The organism is Halorubrum ruber (assembly GCF_018228765.1).
GTDB classification, from domain to species: Archaea; Halobacteriota; Halobacteria; order Halobacteriales; family Haloferacaceae; genus Halorubrum; species Halorubrum ruber.
Genome location: NZ_CP073695.1, coordinates 2,321,177 through 2,340,441 on the forward strand (window position 1 = coordinate 2,321,177; position 19,265 = coordinate 2,340,441).

The following is a 19,265-nucleotide window of genomic DNA, read 5'->3' on the forward strand; positions in this document are numbered from 1 at the left end:
TTCAATAGTCATAGAGGCTGTCACTGTACTTTTTGAGATTAGGATTTGTTGCTGGTGTCGCCAGTAAACTCATCCTCTCCGTTGAGTCGTCCCGTGACTCCATTTATAGCATAGATGAGTGTTGCTGCGACGTCGAACGCCTCTGTTCGTGACAGTCCCGAGATGGGCTTGGTCACGAACTCTTCTCCGTCCATATTCACACCAGTGATTGGAGTTACCGTATAGTCGCCATCGCCCATCGTCCCGTCAAGACGAACGAGGATTGTTTGATCGTCATCGTATATCCACTCAACGTAGTACTCATCATGAATCTCTTCGCTCCATCCTGACGGATAATAATCAAGACGCTCAGTTTCGCTTTCTGGCATGAGACGTATCTTGGTGTCGTCTACAGCAACAAATAAATCTGGTTGCGTGTCCTTCTGATGTAGTCCTCTCACTGTATTAGCGCACGTGATTTTTGAAGCGTTCCGAAATGCTGGGTCACATGACCCGATAACGTACTCTGAGCGGCCAGAATTCTCGTGAACCGCTTAATATGCGATTCAATCTACCACAGTGATCGGTACAATCTGCTGGTCTAGCCCAGGTGTGCTCCGTAGAGTAGCCGATACTCTGATGATATTCCTCTACCAATCAAGCCTATGCCGAAGGTAAGCGTTGAAATCCCTCAAGAGTTACTTGACGATCTTGACGACCACGTCGGCGACGAAGGAAAATTCGTCAACCGAAGCGACGCGATTCGCGCCTCAATCCGCAAAACGCTCGATCTGCTAGAGGAAATCGATGAACGACAAGGGCGGATTGACTCATCTGAGGCTGACGACTGAGATTTCTGATCGACATTGCTACTGTTCAACAGGAGAACTCACGTACCAACCAGCCTGGTAAATTCCCACAGTCTGCGGAGAATCTCTGTCGGATATAGAAGAGAGGCTACCCAGATGGGCACCACTTAGAGAAGATAGACCGAATTGATTCAAAAAATGATATATAGTTTATAATTCTAATGGAAAGATATATTTCATCACCTACAAACCAAAGAATATGGCTGATGATCCCGATATCATGACGGAGATTCTTGATGATATGAAATTGGATGACGATCGTGTCGATAATGAGTCCACCGATGGTCAATCCCAAAGTGAAGACATTCCGAATCTAGATGATTTACAAAAAGATGAGCGTCTTGAGCAACTAACCGAAGTAGGTCTTTTAACGGACGAAGAATATGATATACTGACTGAATATTATGATCGTACCACTAGTTCTGGCCAGCAAGAGTTCGGAACGCCGGTATACACCAGTGAAGGCTCAGAATTTGACTTTTCAATAGTTGGGGTTTTCCAAGATGTGAATACTAAAATTCTAACACTTCCGGAGTTCCTGAGCGTTGAGGAAGCTGACGATACCGAGACGTGGGATAATGAAGGGGGCCCTGGTCGAACGATTGTTTGTTTTCAGATTTACAATCACAGCTCCGAAGAAATCATGCTAAAACACAAAAATATCGAATATATCGGAGACAATGGAATTGCGTACAATTATGACGGGAATCCATTAGTTAGTGATAGGCTTGAACCAGGCTGGCGAACCGATAACTGGGAATATATCGGACCAGATACAAGAATTCAGTACGCATCTGTAATCGAGATGCCTGTGATTCCTGACTCATTGAAGCTCTCCGGATACTGGGAAGATACACATGAAATTGAACTAATAGATGACTTGTTTTTCCCAAAATCTGATTTACCGACTTCCGTTGAGATTTGAGAAGCTGACTCACTCTTTACAGAACTTTCAAATCAGATAATCAATCGCTGAAAGCACGTATAGACCGTATCAGAGTCAGAACTTGTCACCTGAGGGTGTCTCAATAGAGCCTCTAAGAAAAATCTATCCGGCGAGGAGGTCATATCTACGCTTTACTTCTTGTAATGACCCCGTGGATGTCGGAACACCATCAACATCGGCGTCCGGATGATTCCGAGCAGTTTCCGCAAACATCGAAACTCGTTCGAGTTCCTTCCGGATGAGTGTCCGCTCAATTTCATACTGATCGTCGGACAGCATTTCTGGGTGTCTTTGAGTATCTGGTATTGTGATGAAGTCATGAATTACGGCATATTTTTTACCTTCGTATTTTCGAAGGATCCGTCCTCTTCGTTGGACGTATTGTCGTGGATTCGATGTACTTGCTAGGATGTATGCCGTCCGTGTAGCAGGAATATCAACGCCCTCGTCAAGACATCTAATAGAAGTTAGAACGTCAATTTCTTCCTCATCGAACCGTGTCAACAGCTGTTTTCGTTCCTGTTGATTTTCGCGTGCGGTAAAGCGCTCAACAGACAAGTTACACTCATTTCGGATTCTCTCTGTTGTCAGGTCTACGTGACGCTGTAATTGGCCATCAACCTCCAATTTGCCATCACTACAGTAGACAAGCGTGTGCTTGGTATCTATCTCAGAATTCAATAAATCAATAAGCAAGAATAGCTTCTCACGAGCGGTACCAATTAATCGAGCTCTTTTAAAAAGAGCTTGCTGTAAAGCAGGATTCTGTTCAAGATTCAAATTCCCTTCTTTGTCATTCGATTTCCCTGCAAGTCGACCGATCTTTGTGGTCAAACGCATGTACTCCTCCATCTCTTCGTCCTGTAATTCGACTATATGGGGAATGTAGTAATACTCACATAGTGCACCGGCTTCGATAGCTTTCTCAAGTCCATATTCAAAAACGGTTCCTCCAAAATATGCATCCAATTCTTTCGTCCCTTCTTCATCATACCATCTTTCTGGCGTTGCCGAAAGACCAAGTCGGAGGTCAAACTGATCACTAAGTGCCTCCTGTGTCTGAGCAGCACCCATATGGTGTACTTCATCTGCAATCAGCATTGAATTCCCGTTAGCCCTTCGAATTGTTTTTCTCGCAGATTCTCCTGACAGCGTTCGGTGTGTTGTAACTACTACGCAGGTGTCACGCATTCCGTTGTTGAATTCTAGCAGCTCACGTTCAAGCCGAGGTTGCCAATTACGTCGTGATTCAAAGGCAAGAACAGGGGTAGCACCGAAATCATCGAGGTTAGATTTCCACTGATTAACGAGATGTTGATATGGCACTGCGACGACGAGCAGGAATTTTTTATCGACAGACTGATCCACACGCGTCGCGGCAAGGAGGGCTGTGACCGTTTTACCAGTCCCTGTTGCCATTTCTAGTATTCCCTTTCCTCCGGCAGACATCCACTCTTGTATTGCTTCTTGTTGATATGGACGGGCTTCTATCCAATCAGGAACGTGGAGGCCCTCATGAGACATCTTATCTACCTCAAAATGGCCCGCTGATATATATCTAAGCCGTGATGTTAAATTCACCAAAGTTAGGATTCCAAAAGCATCCTTAGCGAGAGTTCGAGTTGTTTTGGTCAAGAGAAGATTTGGTAACGAGTACTCTTTTACCTCCTCGGGATCGATACGGTTGCAATGACAACGCTTCTGGTACAATCCTGTTCAGACACCAAAAACTCAGTCTCTACGCCCACTCCGGCTCTTGATGTATATGATGGATATTTTTATAAAATTATCAAGAAGGCTATAAGAGAAGGAGAGTTTCGATCTGATATCGATATTCGAATTCTATCTGCAAAGCATGGTCTTCTCAAACCTAATGAGAAGATTCGATCCTATGACCGCCAGATGACTCAATCACGAGCTGCGGACCTTCGAGAGTCTGTCACAATGAATCTACAAGAACTGGTACAACAAAAGGAATACAACCGGATCGTTCTTAATATGGCCCGCGAGTATCGAAGTTCAATCGGAGAAATTCATGATTACCAAGGGCAAGTGAGTGAGATCTCTGGGAGTGGTATTGGCGAAAAGGGTGGGAAACTCAAGAAGTTCATCCGGGGAGACTGACTGAATGGGATTCAAACAAAAACAGCATGATAATAATGGATTTGAGATTGCTAATCAAGCAGGAGCAGCACGCACTGGGACACTCCAAGTTGGAGACACAGAATTAAAAACACCAAATCTCTTTCCTGTAGTGAATTTCTACGCAGGGGGGACCTCATCAAGCCTGTACGGGGGAGGCATACATCGCACAATGAAGGAGTTCATGAACGGAGATGAAGTCATAAACGGCGGTGACTACAGCGAATACTTTGACGGCGTGATGACGTCTGTGGCTTCTTTAACTGACTACGGGATAACAAAAGAGCGATATGAAGAGTACATTGACACTCCAATCAAGGAGAGAGACCTGTTTGATTTTGACGGCGTTCTATTTATTGATTCAGGGGGGTTCAAATTCCTCGGAGACAAGACATTGGATGGTAGTGATTTTGAAGTCGATGTCGATCAGAGGACAATTATAGAGATTCAACGTAAGCTTGGTGCTGACCTCGTTTTGAATCTTGACCGCCCAATTGAGCCTGATGATGATTACGAAACTCGGATTCAAAAAGCACGTATGACGGCACAAAATGTCGATCAATTCCTTGAATTGACTGACCGACAGAAACAGACACGGTACCTAACTCTTCATGGGTACAACTACTCTATGCTGAATACGTTTCTCACCGAGATTGAGAAAGTAATTGGAAAAAACCGTGTACACCGAGAATTTGACGGCGTAGCTCTCGGAAGCCTGGTTCCGCTTAAAGATAACAAGGGTAAGTTGATCACTGCGGTGAGCGACTGCAGAGAAGTCCTCGACGACTGGGGCTTTGATGATCTTCCATTACACGTCCTTGGTATTTCTTCAAGCGCAATTCCACTGCTTGCAGCAGTTGGTGCGGATACATTCGACTCATCGTCTTATCTTCACGCTGCAATTAACGGGAAGTATCATACGTCGTTGTACAATACAGAACCGCTTGATGACGTTGATTTCTCAAACTGTGATTGCCCAGTCTGCTCTGACGACAAGCTTGTGAATTGGATGGAGGGTGATGCCGAGTATCAGAAAGACAAGCTTGGAGCAGTATCAATGCATAACCTCATAATACAGAAAGAGGAAATCAGTCGCGTTAGGGAAGCAATCAGCAAGTCGGGAACCGACGGTTTGATTGAATATTTCGAACAATCGCTCAGCCGTCACAAATCGATGCAGCAGCATGCACACAGGGTTGTGAATGATTCTCTTGGAGGATACTTCTAACAATGTCAACAACAAAAACTCCCCAGGTAAATGAAGTAAACGAGTTCCTAGAAATTGCGAGTGACTTCGAAGATCCGCTCGAAGTAATCCGTGAATCCCTGTCTAATAGCTACGATGCAGGGGCTACTGAGGTCGAGATTACGATTAGAGACAGACCGATTGGATCCGAGATCGTGATCGAAGATGATGGTGACGGGATGGACTATGCTGACCTAGAATCCTTCTTCGATTTGGGCAATTCGACGAAACGAGACCCGTCCTCTGATGCCATCGGCTACAAAGGACATGGGACAAAAATATTCTATAAAAGCGAGGAGGTACTCGTCAATACTTCCAAAGAAGGAACGAATCTCCGTGCGCAAATGGAACAGCCCTGGGAAAAACTCAACAACCGAGTAATGCCTGAATACGAAGTTAGAGAACGCTCGGTGAAGGAGGGTAATAACGGGACTCACATCCGCATTACCGGATTCAAATCCGGACGTGGATTCTCTCCTTCCTCACTTACTTATAATAAAATTGAACACTATTTGAAATGGAAGACGCTTGCAGGATCCACCGCTCACTACTTCACAGATGACTATCACGAGATGGATATATATATCACGTTGGGTGACGAGATCGACGATACCCAGGAAACGCTCAAATTAGATAATAAACTCGAATTTCCCGATGAACAGATTGAGCCCGGAGAAGGAAAATTTCCGGAATCAAGGATGTGTAAGCACTATCCACCTCGTGAGCTGACGGTGGAGACTGATGACGGAGATACAGCAATTATCGAAGTAGTAGGCATGATTGGTGGGAAAGATGCTCGCAACGAACTCCCAACATACGGGAAGCATTCAGCGCAATTCGGGATCTGGCTTGCTAAGGATTATATCAAAGTCGAACGTGTCAACGAAGTCATCTCACATGACAACGAGTTCCTCCACTTCTTTTTCGTGGCAAACTGCCAAGATATTGAGCTCTCTGCGAACCGTGAGAAAATCCGGAACAAATCGAGCTCTATCTACCAAGCAATTAAAGAAGAATTGAGCCACTATCTTTCCAAAATAGCTTCTGATCCTTGGTTCAAGGATTATCTCAATCAGCGACGAAAGGCCAAACTCTCGCGTCGAGCAGAATCTCAACAGTCTTCAGTCGAAGACCGTGAGAAGCGAATTCTCGATCGTGAGCAGTTTACTCCCTCTAATGATGCTGAGGTAGTTCTCGGTCTTGAAAGATCAAACCGGGAAGGTGCTCTCCCTAAGATTGTCGTTGAGGACTACGACCCCAGTGTAGAGGTTAACGCACTCGTCAAGCAGGATGATTCACTCTATGCGAGTTCGATCCATCATAAACTCACAGACCATTTTGAGGCAGACAAGCCTTTGGAGTCTGTTGATAAAATCATCTGCTGGTCGTATGGTGACCCCGACCAACTGAGTGAACTTGAGCGTCATGGATATCATGGGGGAGATATCACATTTGACCTCAATACAGGTCGGATTGAGTATCAGAACGGTCGAAAGCATAATATCCATATCGTTTCTGTCGAACAACGGTTTCAGTAGACGGCTGCAGGTAGCCGACTTTATCACATTCCGACTTCAATCAAAAGCCATAGAATGGCATCGTTTGAGACTACATCTTCTGACGAGGCCGGTAATGCTCGAACCGGAACTCTCCACACTCCTCACGGTGATGTGGAAACGCCAGCGTTCTTCCCAGTTGTCAATTTCATAGGCGGACCAGATGAGAAATCAGGGGGAATATGGAGCCGACTTCGGAATCACCTATTCGGCGAACCGGATTTTCAGGGAGCGATGTTTCAAGCGATGAGCTTCCTCGATTTTAACATCTCTCCCGATTCTCTCGATAACTGGCGATCAAAGTCTCTTCATGAGCATTTCACTGGGCATGAGCCAGTTAAGCCATATCATGATCAGCCGGAAGACTTTACCAAGCCGTTGTTTGTTGACTCTGGCGGATTCAAACTGCTGAATTCCGATACGTTCGGAGATAGACCTGAGGAGGGTGGTTCAGATAACGACTGGTCGATATACACCAATCCTGAGAGCATCCTTGAATTACAACTTGACTACGGCGCGGACATAATTGCCACACTAGATTACCCCATTCCACCGAATCTCAACGAGGAAGAGACGACTCAGCGAATGGAAGACAGTATTGATAGTGCTATACGCTGTCTTGAGCTTCTTGAACAAAGAGATGAGTCACCAGCAGTCTATGTGGCCATTCATGGCCACGACTACGAAACGATCAACTGGTATGTTGGTACGTTTCTTGACCGGGCAGGAGACCTTGACAACGCGTTCGAAGGGTTTGCAGTAGGGTCGCTAGTTCCACTCCGCACCAACGTAGAAACACTCGTTGATATTGTACAGGGTGCGAAGGATGCAATTCCTGAAAATCGGGTAGACGACCTCGGACTGCACCTGTTCGGCATTAGTGGGAAGTTCACTGCACTTCTTGCTCTTCTGGGTGCAGACTCGTTCGATTCATCTAGCTACATCCGTGCTGCCCAATTCAAGAAATTCATCAACCGCGAAATCGGTGTTGACGACGGTACGACCGTTCGGCACCCAGATTCGGATAGCCACGATCTTGGCGATTTTGGTGTCGACATAGAACGGACATCTGAAGCGCGCTGGGCAGCGGACTGGTCAAAGTTCTCTGCCGATCAGATCCCCGACGACTGGGATTGCCAGTGCTCAGCTTGCGAAGCACTCCGCGAGATTGGGTATGACCAGATGCAGTCCACCCTATTCGACAGCAAATCGTATGACCAGAGCGGAGATCATATGAAGAGCGATTTCTACGCGCTAATGGGGTATCACAACTTCCACGTTTATCAAGACGAGATGGACTATGTCCGCAATCTTATCCAACAGGGAGATGGTGAACTCCTCGACTACGTCGCTAAGATGGCCCGTAATGATGTAGGCGGCATTAGACAGGCACTCAAACGGGCTACTGTCCGCGACAGAGATTTGGCTACAGAACTCCGAGAACGTGGTTACGACAGACTCGTCGCTGAACGGGCGGACGGAGAGCAGGAACGCCTCAATGTCGACCTTCCGGTTGAAAGCCACGAGATCTCTCTTGAGTACACGCCCGAGGACTTCAATGTCTTAGAGCGTGACGACTATTGTCCGGGTGACGAACGAGTACTTCTGATCATACCCTGCAGTCAAACCAAGCCGTACTCAAATTCCCGCACTCACCGAGTAGTCGCTGACGCGACTACCGAATGGAAGGATGAAATACACAAAGTCACCGTTTCAGGGATGTACGGTCCTGTCCCTGAAGAATTTGAGAATATTTCACCGATCAAATCATACGAATACGTCCTAACTGATGCCGAAACAGACCGTCAGAATCTCATCAAAAATCGACTCGTCGAATATTTAAATCGTTTTGGCGGTGACTTCGATGTAATTGTTGGCTACGCCACGAGTAAGACATATCGTGAAGTCATCAAGCGATCCTTGGAAGAGTATGGCGAAGGTGTAGTTTTGCCTCGTGAACCCGAAATGCGAGCGTTGACAGAACACTTCCGTACAACGAATCTTCAGCAATTGGCAGACTATCTTGAGGAAGAATTAGCACCCCAAACCCGGAATTAGATCAACTAAGCCCGCATCCGGGTGGTGTACGACCTTACTGACTCAGATCAGCGGATCTGAAATCCTGTTCTTCAGAGACATCTTCTTCTGATACAGTTGGTCGCTAAAGAGTATACACCAATCATTAGCTTAGGTATCTAATAGGCAGAACTCGACTATCAACTATAGAACTTGCAGCCCTTCTGGTGTCGGCAATAACGACTATTGTAGGTAGAGCCAACATTTATACTGGTGTAGGAACAACCAACATATGTCGTTATGACACAAAATGCTATCAGCGAAGAGGAAAGCAGAGAAGAATTGTACGAGACAGTTGTTCATATACTCAGTGAGCAGTTTTCGTACAACATGACGCCCGCTGAAGCAGTGGACTACCTCGCTGTGGAGAAAGCTGGTGTTGCGACCGGAAAATGGGCAGACGTCCGTGAAGTCGCTCACTCAACCGTAAGCGGAAACGTCAGCGGTGCCAGAGACAAAATCAATATGAACCGCCTTGATGCCGAAGTAACAAACGAGGACGATCAAATCGTGGTCAGGGTGGCCGATCAGGATGACGAGAAGCATGAACTTCAGTTCCAAAAAGAGACATCCGTAATGGGGAGGGAGACCACTGCCACGCTAACACTCGTGTATGAAGCGATGAGGGCAGTGCATGGGCATTACATTGGTGACGATGGTACGGAGTTTGAGTCAACATTATGGTTCGATGGCCGGATGACAAGCTCATTCGAGGAGTTCGACTTCAGGGGTGAATGGGGTTCACCAGAAGCTAAGGCAGATTCGATTCTGTGGAGCCGAGACTCTGGCCAATAGCGATTAGTTCTGCTGTGCGTTGTCGTCACTGCTTTTTGATTCTATTTTCGAATTTTTCGCGTAGCACTGTACGGATGACCGAGGTGCTGTTGTCTTAATCTGTGGCAACAGTCTATTCGAATCTGTTGTATCTCCTTTTTCAGATATCTTCTTGTCTGAAACAGCTGGTTGCTGAAGAGTACGAACCATCCTATTGCTCGGAGCATAGAACTAATAACAATCCGTCATACCTGATCCTATGACAGGGTATGACGCTCTCAGTCTCCGACAAATCTTGATACTCTTGCTCGGCGTCAGCATGATTGTGAGTGGTGCGGCCGGCCTCGCCGGAGTCTTCTAACTGATTCACTGTACTGAGCGATTCTTGATTCCCCTGTATTGCCGTAACGAGACAAACGTAGTTCCTATTGAGGATTTCACAGAACCTCATCATCCTAGTCACCAATGTATGCGGACACTAGACCGTGAACAGGTGTACACGGGTGTCGTCTTTTATAAGAATAGATCACTAATCTGAGGATGTAGATGACATCCGATCAAATTGCTGCGTACGTACGAGCATCCACCGACAAGCAAGAGACATCCCACCAGCGGGACGATATCAACGAATGGGCCAAGCAAAACGGACATGCTCCGACCGAGATTGAGTGGTACGTCGACCTCGCGGAATCAGGTAGCGACCCCGGGCGCAAACAATTCAATTCACTCATCGACGACGTCGAAGCAGGCAATTATGAGCGGGTGATCACGTGGGAGATCAGTCGATTATCGAGACTCGGGAGCACGTATCAGCGATTCTTTGAAGTGGCAGCTGACGCCGACACGATCGTGAATGTCACGAACGGGTGGACAGACACTATCCTACCCGACGGCACCGGCAAGCTCATCGCAGATATAAGCGCGGCAGTTGCCGAGGAGGAACGCAGAAAGCTCATCAGTCGGATCAATTCAGGAGTAAAAAGAGCACGAAAAGAGGGCAAGTGGTTGGGCGAAGTTCCCACGGGATTTGACCGGAACGAACTGGGATACCTACGACCACTAATCAACCCAGGAGAGGGCAAAGTGGGATACCTCGAAATGCGGGAAGCGCTCGTCGACATCGAGGAGGGAGAGTCATACAATTCTGCAGCTGCATCGATGGCGACGACCCGACAGACGTTGAGCCGAATCGATCAGGATGACGAGCGGCGATCATGGTACCTTGACGGACGAGCCGAGGACGATCGTGTCGCTGAAGCTCTCGAAACAGTGTCGAGTAGTAGCGATAACTTGAGGACTCCGACAGACTCCTAGGAAACGCTCTTTGGATCGATGGACAACCCCCGTAAATGAATATGTGATGATGGTGACTCTACATATAACGTAGAATCTCAATCACTGGTATTACGCCATAATAAGGATGTTTCTCATGGTGTAGGGCCCAGCGGAGTCGTTTCCGACAGGATTGGTTCGTCCTCCGCGGCATGGCCGCGTAGACGTTTTTCCTGCCGATCTTATCTCCGCCACTGTCTTAGAAGTTTATTAGATGAATAAAATTTTTGGCTCTCTTGAAATCCTACTCTTTAGACACATCCTAGCCTAAAACAGTTGTTCGGTGAGAACTGCGAACTTGCCTCGTCGAGTCCCACCAGTTACAGATAGTGTTTAAAACGACGTACAAGATGTAGGACGCGTATCTGGCACGAGGAAAAATAATTTATTGAATGAAAATCGGAGTTAGTACCATATGTCAAGACCTCTTCCCGCTGATTGGAGAAACCGACGTAGAGAAATTCTCCGCAGAGATGATTACATGTGTCGGAATTGCGAAAGACATGAGGATATGCGAAACGTCTCGCTCGAAGTCCATCATATTGTTCCACGTCGTCGAGGCGGAACCCATGAAAAGTACAACCTCGTTACGATGTGCAGTCACTGCCATGACCGAGTACATAATGGTGATGTGGAAACACCAGACGATCCGTTAGGATATATTGACCGTATAAAACAAGAAGTGAGGAGCTTTCGGTGGCGACAAGCGAATATCACAGATATCGACGCACAGTCTATTGCCAGAACAGTTGCCGGGTCATTCCCGGACCCCACCTCGATTCAAACTCATACGTCATTAAGAGATACTCTCAGAAATCCTCCGCAACGAACATTCCCCAACTTTTTGCTCGATATTGGTTATCATGTGACAGAAAGAGAGGCCACTTGTGCTGAGTGAATCCTCAGGATTTGATAGTTTCCTCCCTCAATTGCTCAGTACAGGGAGACTGACGAGTAATCTGCGGTGCGGTGGCGCGCGCCTCCGAGCGCCCATCGGGTGCGAGGAGCGCCGCGCGAAGGAGCCGATGGTCCGGAGTTACTCTCGTTCTATGACGAGGCGGACGAAGACACGATGAGCGGGGCAGAACGGGTTGAGCTGTACCGTGTGGCGTGAGTACCAAGACGAGGTCAAGTAGTGATTGGTACCACACATTCTTCGTGGCGATCAGTGTTGGTGACATATGGATTTGGAACGCCAGAAGTCAGCATCTACCAGTAGATGCGCCAATGCCAAAATCGAACTCTGAAGCGAAGTTAATCGCCGAATAGGCCCGTCTGGTCGTACAAAAGACCAATCCCAGCTAACCCGACTATTAATATGACGAGTGTGTTCATCCGACTGCCCGACAATATCTGAATGTTCAGTCGAAACAGCCCGAATGCCGCGATAATCAACACTACTCCCCAATAGCCCCAAAGAGAGTCTGTATTCCTGAATTTCTGTACAAATCCAAGGAACGTCACTATAGCGGTGACAAATACGATATTTATCAGATTGATGGCCCCACTTTCACCGGTTAGACCACTGGTAATGTTGGTCCATAAATTGGATATGAACGTTTGGAGGATGAACGAGCCGTTCTGAATTACTGTCTCAGCGTATGACCAGAGTGCCTGTCCTACAAACCATAGTAGTGCCGCGCTCGCTATTGCCCCACCTACCCAAATGAGAAGCCTCTCCCACCAATACTTAGTTCGCCATAGTCGGGAACGCGCCCAGTCACTGATTCCGTCTGCCATTATGAAAGGTTAGCACAGGACGCTACAAAAACAGAAGGTGTAGGAATAGATGGCTCTGTTGAAATCCTCCAACCCTGATATAAACGGCGTGCTGAATACAAGGCGCGAACGTGTTACGAAACGAGGTTAGTTTGTGGAGTGAATAGTTGTTAACTACGACTGATGTGCATACCAGTTACTTATAGGATAGTTCGTTGAACCGAAATGTCGTGTCAGTTGATTATTTATTATTCTATCCCAAAACAATTGCCATGCCAGAAGTGTTCAGTAGTTTAGAAATGTTGATTATGGCCGTAGTGATAGTATTCCCACTGAGTATTACTGGTATTTTTCATCTGGTTGGTTGTAGATTAGGTGCGTGGTTCTTCGGAGGCGTGACTACGGTTCTTTTTGTCATGACGTTCGGATATACTATTAATGCTATTTGGTATTCGAGTACTGCCCGATCTGGGTCTCTCTTTGTGGGAAGTCCGTTGATTATAGGCAAGACCGCTTACTTACTTGGTCTTGCTGTAGAAGCAATCATAATTCTCATTGCTGGCCTAACCAGCGACTGGGAAAGTCATATTAATTCAGGACGGCTTCGAGAATTTGTTTTGCGTATTCTTTTTCTGCTTGCTACGGGTGGGATTCTTCATTACCACCCGGATATTCTCATCTCTTTATTCGGTTTGGTAGGTTGGATACTCACCACATCCGACATACGATCTTTACTGATTCCTGTACTAACCGCCCTTCTTGCGGCTAATCTTGTGGAGATATCGTACAATCTGTATTGCCAATACAGCCAAACATATCTCACCAATAATTCCGAGTAGTTATTGCTGAGATAGTCAGTAATGATTATTTGAAATATTATTTGTAGGATCACCGTCTGACACGCCGGCAACACCTATCGGTTGTTCGATGATTATTTTTAGAAAACAACGCCGTTTTGATGCTGACTACAACGTCTATATTCAGCACGACAACGGAAATATATCACCGCTTGAGGAGTTCAACAAAGCCGGTGATCTGTATCTGCCAGAAATCCGGTGCGTTCAACCCGTAAAGCCGCCAAAGGCTTACCTTCGAGCCCGGATAAAATTAATTTGGAAGGAACACTGTCACACGCTCCTTCCACCCTTCCATGAACGCTGACGAGTCGTCCCTCGGTCACTGTCCAAACTGTGGTGAGGATATCTCGGAAGCGTGGATTCTTGTTGAATACGAAAAGGACGACGGCACTGTGGGTGTGTGGACCGAGTGCCCGATGTGTGAGGATGTCGTAGCCCCGGAGTAGCGCAGACAGCAGAATAAAGTGCTCTTCGTCGCGTATTCGCTGTAAGTTCTTCAAATGGAGATTTCAAAGCAACTTCGGTGTCTGTTCTCGGGTAAAGTCGAAGAGCGTGATGGGTCATATGTGGTTGAGGTACCACAGCAAGAGATCACTCTTGGCGAGCTACAGGCAGACAAGACGTATCGTGTGGCAGTCCTGCCGTCACCCGAGACCAACGGGGCCAAGAATACGAACACCGATCAACAGCCCGAGCAAACGCCACAAACGCCCCCTGTCGAAGAGGGCGAACAACGTACAGTCGAGATCGAAGATATTGGTGACCAGGGCGACGGTATCACCCGTGTAGAGCGTGGGTTCGTCGTCATTGTTCCCGATACCAAACAAAGCGAGCGTGTTACTATCGAGATTACCGATGTCCGCGAGAATGTGGCCTTCGCGGAAGTTGTCGAGCGCATCAGTTATTACGAGTAGTCTGAAGTGTTGATTCTCTGTACTGAGCTGGTCAGGAACTGTGATCGATGTACTCGGCTTCCCACTCAGCTCGCGCCTGAATCTCTCTACTACCCCGACGTGTGGTAGTGTACTCGTTGGTCCGTCTATCGCGTTGACTTTTTTCGACAAGTCCCTTCTCAACAAGCGTGTCGAGATTCGGGTAGAGACGACCATGGTGAATCTCCTTTTCATAGTAGTTCTCAAGTTCGTCCTTGATTGCGAGCCCGTGTGGATCATCAAGGCCGGCGATTACGTACAGCAAGTCGCGCTGAAAACCAGTAAGATCATACATATCTTCACTTTTGGTGTTCATGTTTTGAAATACTATTGATCTTCGAAATGACGCTCTGATATCATATTTGTTGAACTATTCACTCCGGAACAGCTATGTCATGGAATTCAGCAGAGTCATCCTATTGGCTTTGTTGAAACGTTCTTCTTCAGAGATATTCTTGTCTGAAACGGCTGGTCGTTGAAAGGTACGAACTGTCCTAATTGCTCGGAGCATAGAACTAATATACAGCCCGTGGTACTCCGTTCTATGATAGGGTATGACGCCCTCGGCCCGCAGCAGATCATGATCCTCTTGCTTGGCGTCACGATGATTGTGACTGGTGGAGCCGGTCTCCTCGGAGCCTTCTAACTGAGTTCACTGTATTGACCGATCCGTACTTCAGCTGTACTGAGCGAGTGAGGGAGCGAAACTATCAACTGATGAGGGTTTCAACAAAGCATCTACGACTCTACTTTTGCTCGTGAGACCACTATCACAGCTTGATGAATATTACCCTATGACAGAGATTCCGGTGAAACAACTTAGTGTAGGTATTGGTGGTGTAGCTCTCGTTGCTATGGCCGCGGGGGTTGTTTACCGATGGGCAATCCGCTCCGATCCCGGTGGCCCGTTCTCTGTTCTCCTTCCGATGGTCGGAACTACTGGTGCTGCCGCGTTGATCCTTCTCGGTGGTGGTTTGCTGGTAGCTATTAGCTGGCTGTTTGACCTGTTCTTCGATAATAGAATGTAGCCTAGCCAAACCACTATGTAACAATCACTTCTTCTTTTGATTATGACAGACCCTTCAGCGGCTCTCGGGCCACTCTCAAAGTTAGTGGACGGTGCGTCCGACTACTACGAGTTTTGGAAGGACTACAAGGGCGAGGAAATCCTAATTCGGACACACTCGGTCAACGTCGGCGGAATTGAATCAGGTGACAGAGGGAAGATCCGGCAGAACAGTCACATTATTCGAGGGACGGTGGCCGACGTTACATCCTTCCCCCCTGGTTTTCTTCTCGAAGATGTAGAGGAATACGTGGAATTGAGTGATGTTTCTCTAATGTTCGGAATGGGGTCGCATAAGCCACAAGGGACAGCAGAAGGCGTCAAAGGCAAACAAACGCTCCGCAGGATAGAGGAAAAATACGTCTCGTTTAATGCGATAGACGAATTGGAAACCGCCGAAGCCGCTGATTCAGCTACAGAGCCGTTCAGGGAAGACAAAGAGGATTAGCACTTCAGACTACTCGCATCACGATCGCCGAAGCAAGTGGAGACTCATATTCTTGCTATCGGTATGTTACCCTCGGTGGTGATCTGGCATGAGAAGTGGTTGATTGGTCGATATTCGAACTCCTATCTGGGCACTTTCAGCCAGATGCCCTTGCCCGCGAACGGAACAGAATAGAATGGTCAGGGAGCGATCCGCCAGCACCCCAAGACGGGAACGCACGGGCCTCAACAGCAGCCCTACCGAACACCGGCACCCCCAGAAGCGGGCGAATCTGATTTTCTAGATCTGCCACGATCGTGTCTGAGAAGGCGCGACGAAGCATTTTGCAATATTTTATGTGGGGTGATCCCACGTCGACAAGTGCATATGACGAACGAAGACGACCCAGACGGATTCAAAGAAGACGAGGAGTTTTTTGAGACGCCATCGATGAGGGCGACAATCGAAACCATTCAACTCGGAGAGGGTATCTCACCGACGAGGATTCTAATCGAGATCTCCCACGAGAATGGGTCGACGAAAGATGCGACCGGTAGTGTTGAGCTTGTCAACCTCTGCCGACACGATGCCAGCGACGAGTATGACGAAGAGACTCGGGAGCTCGATTATAGTGACTTGGAGAGAGACCTACAGCTGCGAGTCGATGCTCTGATCAATTGGACTCGATTCGACAATTCCACCTCCGAATCCGAGGGCGAGTCTGACGCAGATGTATTAAAACGATATCACGGTCAGAGGGACAAGTGAGATAGCTCGCGGGACAAGTGCGGACCGGATGCGGAGCGGCGGACCCCTACGGGATTGCGTCCTAAGTGCGGAGCGAATCCCTGTGTCGCATAACGCTACGCCGTGGATTACTTTTAAATAAACAGGGTGAGACACCCGCGATACAAGCAAATCCGCGAGATACGAAATGGCTATAAGCGAGCGCAAAATATGCGCACACGGCGCGTTAGAGCCCTTGTGGTTGGCAATTAGGTGGCTCTGACCGCAAGAATAAGCGCGGGTTGCCGAGCCAGGCCAAAGGCGTAGCGCTTAGGACGCTATCCCGTAGGGGTCCGCCGGTTCGAATCCGGTCCCGCGCATACTGCCTCGAACGAACGTGAGAGGCATGTATGCGCGGATGAGCGAAGGGGCGGGACGGACCCGTTCACCACACGCTCCCGCGGTACTCGAGCCGCAGGTGGTCGGCCGTCTCCGGCGGGATCCCCATCTCCTCGAACATCCGCCGGAACGTCGCACGAACGTCGTCTTCCTCGAAGGATCGGGAAGCGCGCGTCTGGGCGTCGACCTCGACCCCGCCGTGGTAATCGAGGTGTACGCGGTAGGTGTACCCGTCGGCTTCGTGCGTGACGGTCGCCCGCGAGAGGACGAAGTCGATCCCGCCGAGCCGCTCCTCGCCCGCGTAGTACTCGCGAGCGTGTTGGCCGGTGCCCGGGAAGGAACGCTCCGTGACCGTCGTCGCGCGGGCGCTCAGCTCGTCGTACGTCGCGCGGAACGCGACCGGCTCGTCGATCCGTACCTCCGGGGTGCCCGCTCCGGGCTCGGCGGGGTCAGCGGTGCGGACCTCCGCTCGGAGTTCCTCGACGTATCCCTCCGCGGTCGGCTCGTCCATCTCGAACAGCAGCGTGAGCCGATCGACGAGCCACGCTTCCGGCGGGAGGTCCTCGACGGTGAACTCGCCGCGGTTGTCGTCCGCGAAGACGGTCACGACGGTGACGCCCTCGTCCGCGTAGAAGGTGGCCCACAGCCGCTTCGTCTCCGAGTGGTCGAACGTGACCCTGAACGCCTCGTACTCCGGGCCCAGCTCGGCGTCGAGCTCGTCGATCCCCTCCGGGTGGAAGCCGCTGGACCCGACGCGCTCGACCGCGTACCCTGCCGCGCCGGCTCGGTCGAGCGTGTCCTCGTACGCGAGGTCCGACACGGTGACGCCGTCCGACGAGTACGACGCCACGTCGGATCCGATCAGGACCCCGCCGAAGACCGCGTACGCGGCGGCGACGACGATGACGGCCCCGACGATCGCGATCGCGGCCCAGCGGAGTACGTTCATACGTGTTGATACATCTCAGCCTCGTATAGCCCTGCCGGCGGTTCCCTCGCGGCGGCGACGGCCGCCGCCGCCGCCGAGTCGCGCTCGCCGAGTGACGCGTTCGAACGGGGTGCGGCTACGGCTCGCCCGCCGACACCCGAACCACCTGCTTGCCGATGTTGTCGCCCGAGAACAGGCCGAGGAAGGCGTCGGGCGCGTTCTCCAAGCCCTCCACGATCGTCTCGCGGTGTCCGAGTTCGCCGCTGGCGACCCACCGTCCGAGCCGCTCGCTCGCCTCGCCGAACCGGGTGGCGAAGTCGCTGACGAGCAGGCCCTGAACCGTCGCCCGCACCGGAATGAGCCCCGGGAGCTTCCGCGGGCCGGTCGGGACCTCCTCGTCGTTGTAGTGCGCGATCTGGCCGCAGACCGCGACGCGCGCGTCGAGGTTCAGCTTCGTGAACACGGCGTCGGTGATCGGCCCCCCGACGTTGTCGAAGTACACGTCGACGCCGTCGGGCGCCGCCTCGGCGAGCGCGGCGCGGTAGTCGTCGGTGGCCTTGTAGTTGATCGCGGCGTCGAAGCCGAGGTCGTCGGTGAGCCAGTCGGTCTTCTCGTCGCTGCCGGCGAAGCCGACCACGCGGCAGCCGTTGCGTTTCGCGATCTGGCCGACGACCGAGCCGACCGCGCCGGCCGCGCCGGAGACGACGACCGTGTCGCCGGGCTTCGGCTCGCCGACTTCGAGGAGGCCGAAGTAGGCGGTCCGCCCGGGCATGCCGAGGACGCCGAGGTACGCCTCGGGGGCGGCGACGCTCGGGTCGACCGGCGCGACGTCGTCGGCGTCGAGGGTCGCGTAGTCGGCCCACTTGCCCTCGCCGGTCACGAGGTCGCCCGCGTCGTACGCGTCGCTCTCCGACTCGATCACTTCACCGACGACGCCGCCCTTGAGCGCGTCACCCACGTCCCACGGTTCCGCGTACGACTCGGCGTCGCGCATCCGGCCGCGCATGTACGGGTCGACCGAGAGGAACCGGGTGCGAACGAGGAGTTCGCCCGGCGCGGGGGCGGGGACGTCCGTCTCGCGCAGTTCGAAGCTGTCCAAGTCGGGCTCGCCGGTCGGCCGCTCGGCGAGAAGCCACTCGCGGTTGGTGTTCGTCACGCTCCTCGTTGGCGGATGGAACGCAATAGGGTTTTGACGCGGGCAGGCGCCGTGGGGATCCGGAACCCGCGGCCCGCGCGGCGACGGCGGCCCCGCGAGGGCTCTCCGTCGCGCGGCGGGACCGACACGCGACCG

The 19,265-nt window shown here is 50.3% G+C and carries 20 protein-coding genes and 1 tRNA gene; 15 read left to right on the top strand and 6 right to left on the bottom strand.

What is annotated here, in order from left to right; all coding sequences use genetic code 11:
* Window positions 1-38: 38 nt before the first annotated feature.
* A complete protein-coding gene (locus tag J7656_RS11485) occupies window positions 39-368 on the bottom strand; it encodes a hypothetical protein (protein WP_211553348.1) in 330 nt (109 codons plus the stop codon).
* 276 nt (window positions 369-644) lie between these two features.
* On the opposite strand from J7656_RS11485, the gene J7656_RS11490 reads away from it, so the two are divergent.
* Together J7656_RS11490 and J7656_RS11495 are read left to right on the top strand one after the other, a co-directional pair.
* Complete coding sequence (locus J7656_RS11490) at window positions 645-830, top strand: ribbon-helix-helix domain-containing protein (RefSeq protein WP_137688722.1); 186 nt, start codon at window positions 645-647, stop codon at window positions 828-830.
* Window positions 831-1,047: 217 nt separating this feature from the next.
* Window positions 1,048-1,773: a hypothetical protein gene (locus J7656_RS11495; RefSeq protein WP_211553350.1), complete on the top strand. Its 726-nt coding sequence runs from the start codon at window positions 1,048-1,050 to the stop codon at window positions 1,771-1,773.
* 123 nt (window positions 1,774-1,896) lie between these two features.
* Here the strand turns inward: J7656_RS11495 and J7656_RS11500 are convergent, their stop codons facing one another.
* The gene (locus J7656_RS11500) at window positions 1,897-3,318 is read right to left on the bottom strand and encodes a DEAD/DEAH box helicase family protein (protein ID WP_211553352.1); all 1,422 of its coding nucleotides are present in this window, start codon (window positions 3,316-3,318) and stop codon (window positions 1,897-1,899) included.
* A 165-nt stretch (window positions 3,319-3,483) separates the two neighbouring features.
* On the opposite strand from J7656_RS11500, the gene yaaA reads away from it, so the two are divergent.
* The 7 genes from yaaA to J7656_RS15280 all read left to right on the top strand — a co-directional run bounded on the left by yaaA (window position 3,484) and on the right by J7656_RS15280 (window position 11,818).
* Window positions 3,484-3,918, top strand: a complete 435-nt coding sequence (gene yaaA, locus J7656_RS11505) for a peroxide stress protein YaaA (protein ID WP_211553354.1) — start codon at window positions 3,484-3,486, stop codon at window positions 3,916-3,918.
* A 4-nt stretch (window positions 3,919-3,922) separates the two neighbouring features.
* A complete protein-coding gene (locus J7656_RS11510; protein WP_211553356.1) occupies window positions 3,923-5,164 on the top strand; it encodes a tRNA-guanine transglycosylase in 1,242 nt (413 codons plus the stop codon).
* Between the two features lie 2 nt (window positions 5,165-5,166).
* Window positions 5,167-6,720, top strand: a complete 1,554-nt coding sequence (locus J7656_RS11515) for an ATP-binding protein (RefSeq protein WP_211553358.1) — start codon at window positions 5,167-5,169, stop codon at window positions 6,718-6,720.
* Between the two features lie 54 nt (window positions 6,721-6,774).
* Entirely contained in the window at window positions 6,775-8,796 is a 2,022-nt protein-coding gene (locus J7656_RS11520) for a tRNA-guanine transglycosylase (RefSeq protein ID WP_249191460.1), read from the top strand.
* Between the two features lie 366 nt (window positions 8,797-9,162).
* Window positions 9,163-9,609, top strand: coding sequence for a hypothetical protein (locus tag J7656_RS11525; protein ID WP_211553360.1), 447 nt, complete (start codon window positions 9,163-9,165; stop codon window positions 9,607-9,609).
* 525 nt (window positions 9,610-10,134) lie between these two features.
* Window positions 10,135-10,902 (top strand): recombinase family protein, encoded by a 768-nt coding sequence (locus tag J7656_RS11530; RefSeq protein WP_211553362.1) that lies wholly within the window; start codon window positions 10,135-10,137, stop codon window positions 10,900-10,902.
* 499 nt (window positions 10,903-11,401) lie between these two features.
* On the top strand, window positions 11,402-11,818 hold the full coding sequence (locus J7656_RS15280) for an HNH endonuclease (protein ID WP_425490626.1): 417 nt from the start codon (window positions 11,402-11,404) through the stop codon (window positions 11,816-11,818).
* 356 nt (window positions 11,819-12,174) lie between these two features.
* Here the strand turns inward: J7656_RS15280 and J7656_RS11540 are convergent, their stop codons facing one another.
* Window positions 12,175-12,660 (bottom strand): hypothetical protein, encoded by a 486-nt coding sequence (locus J7656_RS11540; RefSeq protein ID WP_211553365.1) that lies wholly within the window; start codon window positions 12,658-12,660, stop codon window positions 12,175-12,177.
* Between the two features lie 251 nt (window positions 12,661-12,911).
* Here J7656_RS11540 and J7656_RS11545 point away from each other — a divergent pair, with 251 nt between their 5' ends.
* The 3 genes from J7656_RS11545 (at window position 12,912) to J7656_RS11550 (ending at window position 14,410) form a co-directional block, all read left to right on the top strand.
* The gene (locus J7656_RS11545) at window positions 12,912-13,478 is read left to right on the top strand and encodes a hypothetical protein (RefSeq protein ID WP_211553367.1); all 567 of its coding nucleotides are present in this window, start codon (window positions 12,912-12,914) and stop codon (window positions 13,476-13,478) included.
* Window positions 13,479-13,789: 311 nt separating this feature from the next.
* Entirely contained in the window at window positions 13,790-13,942 is a 153-nt protein-coding gene (locus J7656_RS15330; RefSeq protein WP_484494411.1) for a DUF7837 family putative zinc-binding protein, read from the top strand.
* 54 nt (window positions 13,943-13,996) lie between these two features.
* Window positions 13,997-14,410: a TRAM domain-containing protein gene (locus J7656_RS11550; protein ID WP_211553369.1), complete on the top strand. Its 414-nt coding sequence runs from the start codon at window positions 13,997-13,999 to the stop codon at window positions 14,408-14,410.
* 31 nt (window positions 14,411-14,441) lie between these two features.
* Here J7656_RS11550 and J7656_RS11555 read toward each other — a convergent pair whose 3' ends face one another.
* Window positions 14,442-14,723: a helix-turn-helix transcriptional regulator gene (locus J7656_RS11555; protein ID WP_211554575.1), complete on the bottom strand. Its 282-nt coding sequence runs from the start codon at window positions 14,721-14,723 to the stop codon at window positions 14,442-14,444.
* 775 nt (window positions 14,724-15,498) lie between these two features.
* On the opposite strand from J7656_RS11555, the gene J7656_RS11560 reads away from it, so the two are divergent.
* The 3 genes from J7656_RS11560 (at window position 15,499) to J7656_RS11570 (ending at window position 17,027) form a co-directional block, all read left to right on the top strand.
* On the top strand, window positions 15,499-15,942 hold the full coding sequence (locus J7656_RS11560) for a hypothetical protein (protein ID WP_211553370.1): 444 nt from the start codon (window positions 15,499-15,501) through the stop codon (window positions 15,940-15,942).
* Window positions 15,943-16,308: 366 nt separating this feature from the next.
* Window positions 16,309-16,689 (top strand): hypothetical protein, encoded by a 381-nt coding sequence (locus J7656_RS11565; RefSeq protein WP_211553371.1) that lies wholly within the window; start codon window positions 16,309-16,311, stop codon window positions 16,687-16,689.
* Between the two features lie 253 nt (window positions 16,690-16,942).
* Window positions 16,943-17,027, top strand: a tRNA-Leu gene (locus J7656_RS11570).
* A 65-nt stretch (window positions 17,028-17,092) separates the two neighbouring features.
* Here the strand turns inward: J7656_RS11570 and J7656_RS11575 are convergent.
* Both J7656_RS11575 and J7656_RS11580 read right to left on the bottom strand, forming a co-directional pair.
* Window positions 17,093-17,995 carry a hypothetical protein gene (locus tag J7656_RS11575; protein ID WP_017342754.1) on the bottom strand — a complete coding sequence of 301 codons (903 nt, stop codon included), beginning with the start codon at window positions 17,993-17,995 and terminating at the stop codon, window positions 17,093-17,095.
* Between the two features lie 115 nt (window positions 17,996-18,110).
* Window positions 18,111-19,130: an NADP-dependent oxidoreductase gene (locus J7656_RS11580; protein ID WP_211553372.1), complete on the bottom strand. Its 1,020-nt coding sequence runs from the start codon at window positions 19,128-19,130 to the stop codon at window positions 18,111-18,113.
* Window positions 19,131-19,265 lie beyond the last annotated feature (135 nt).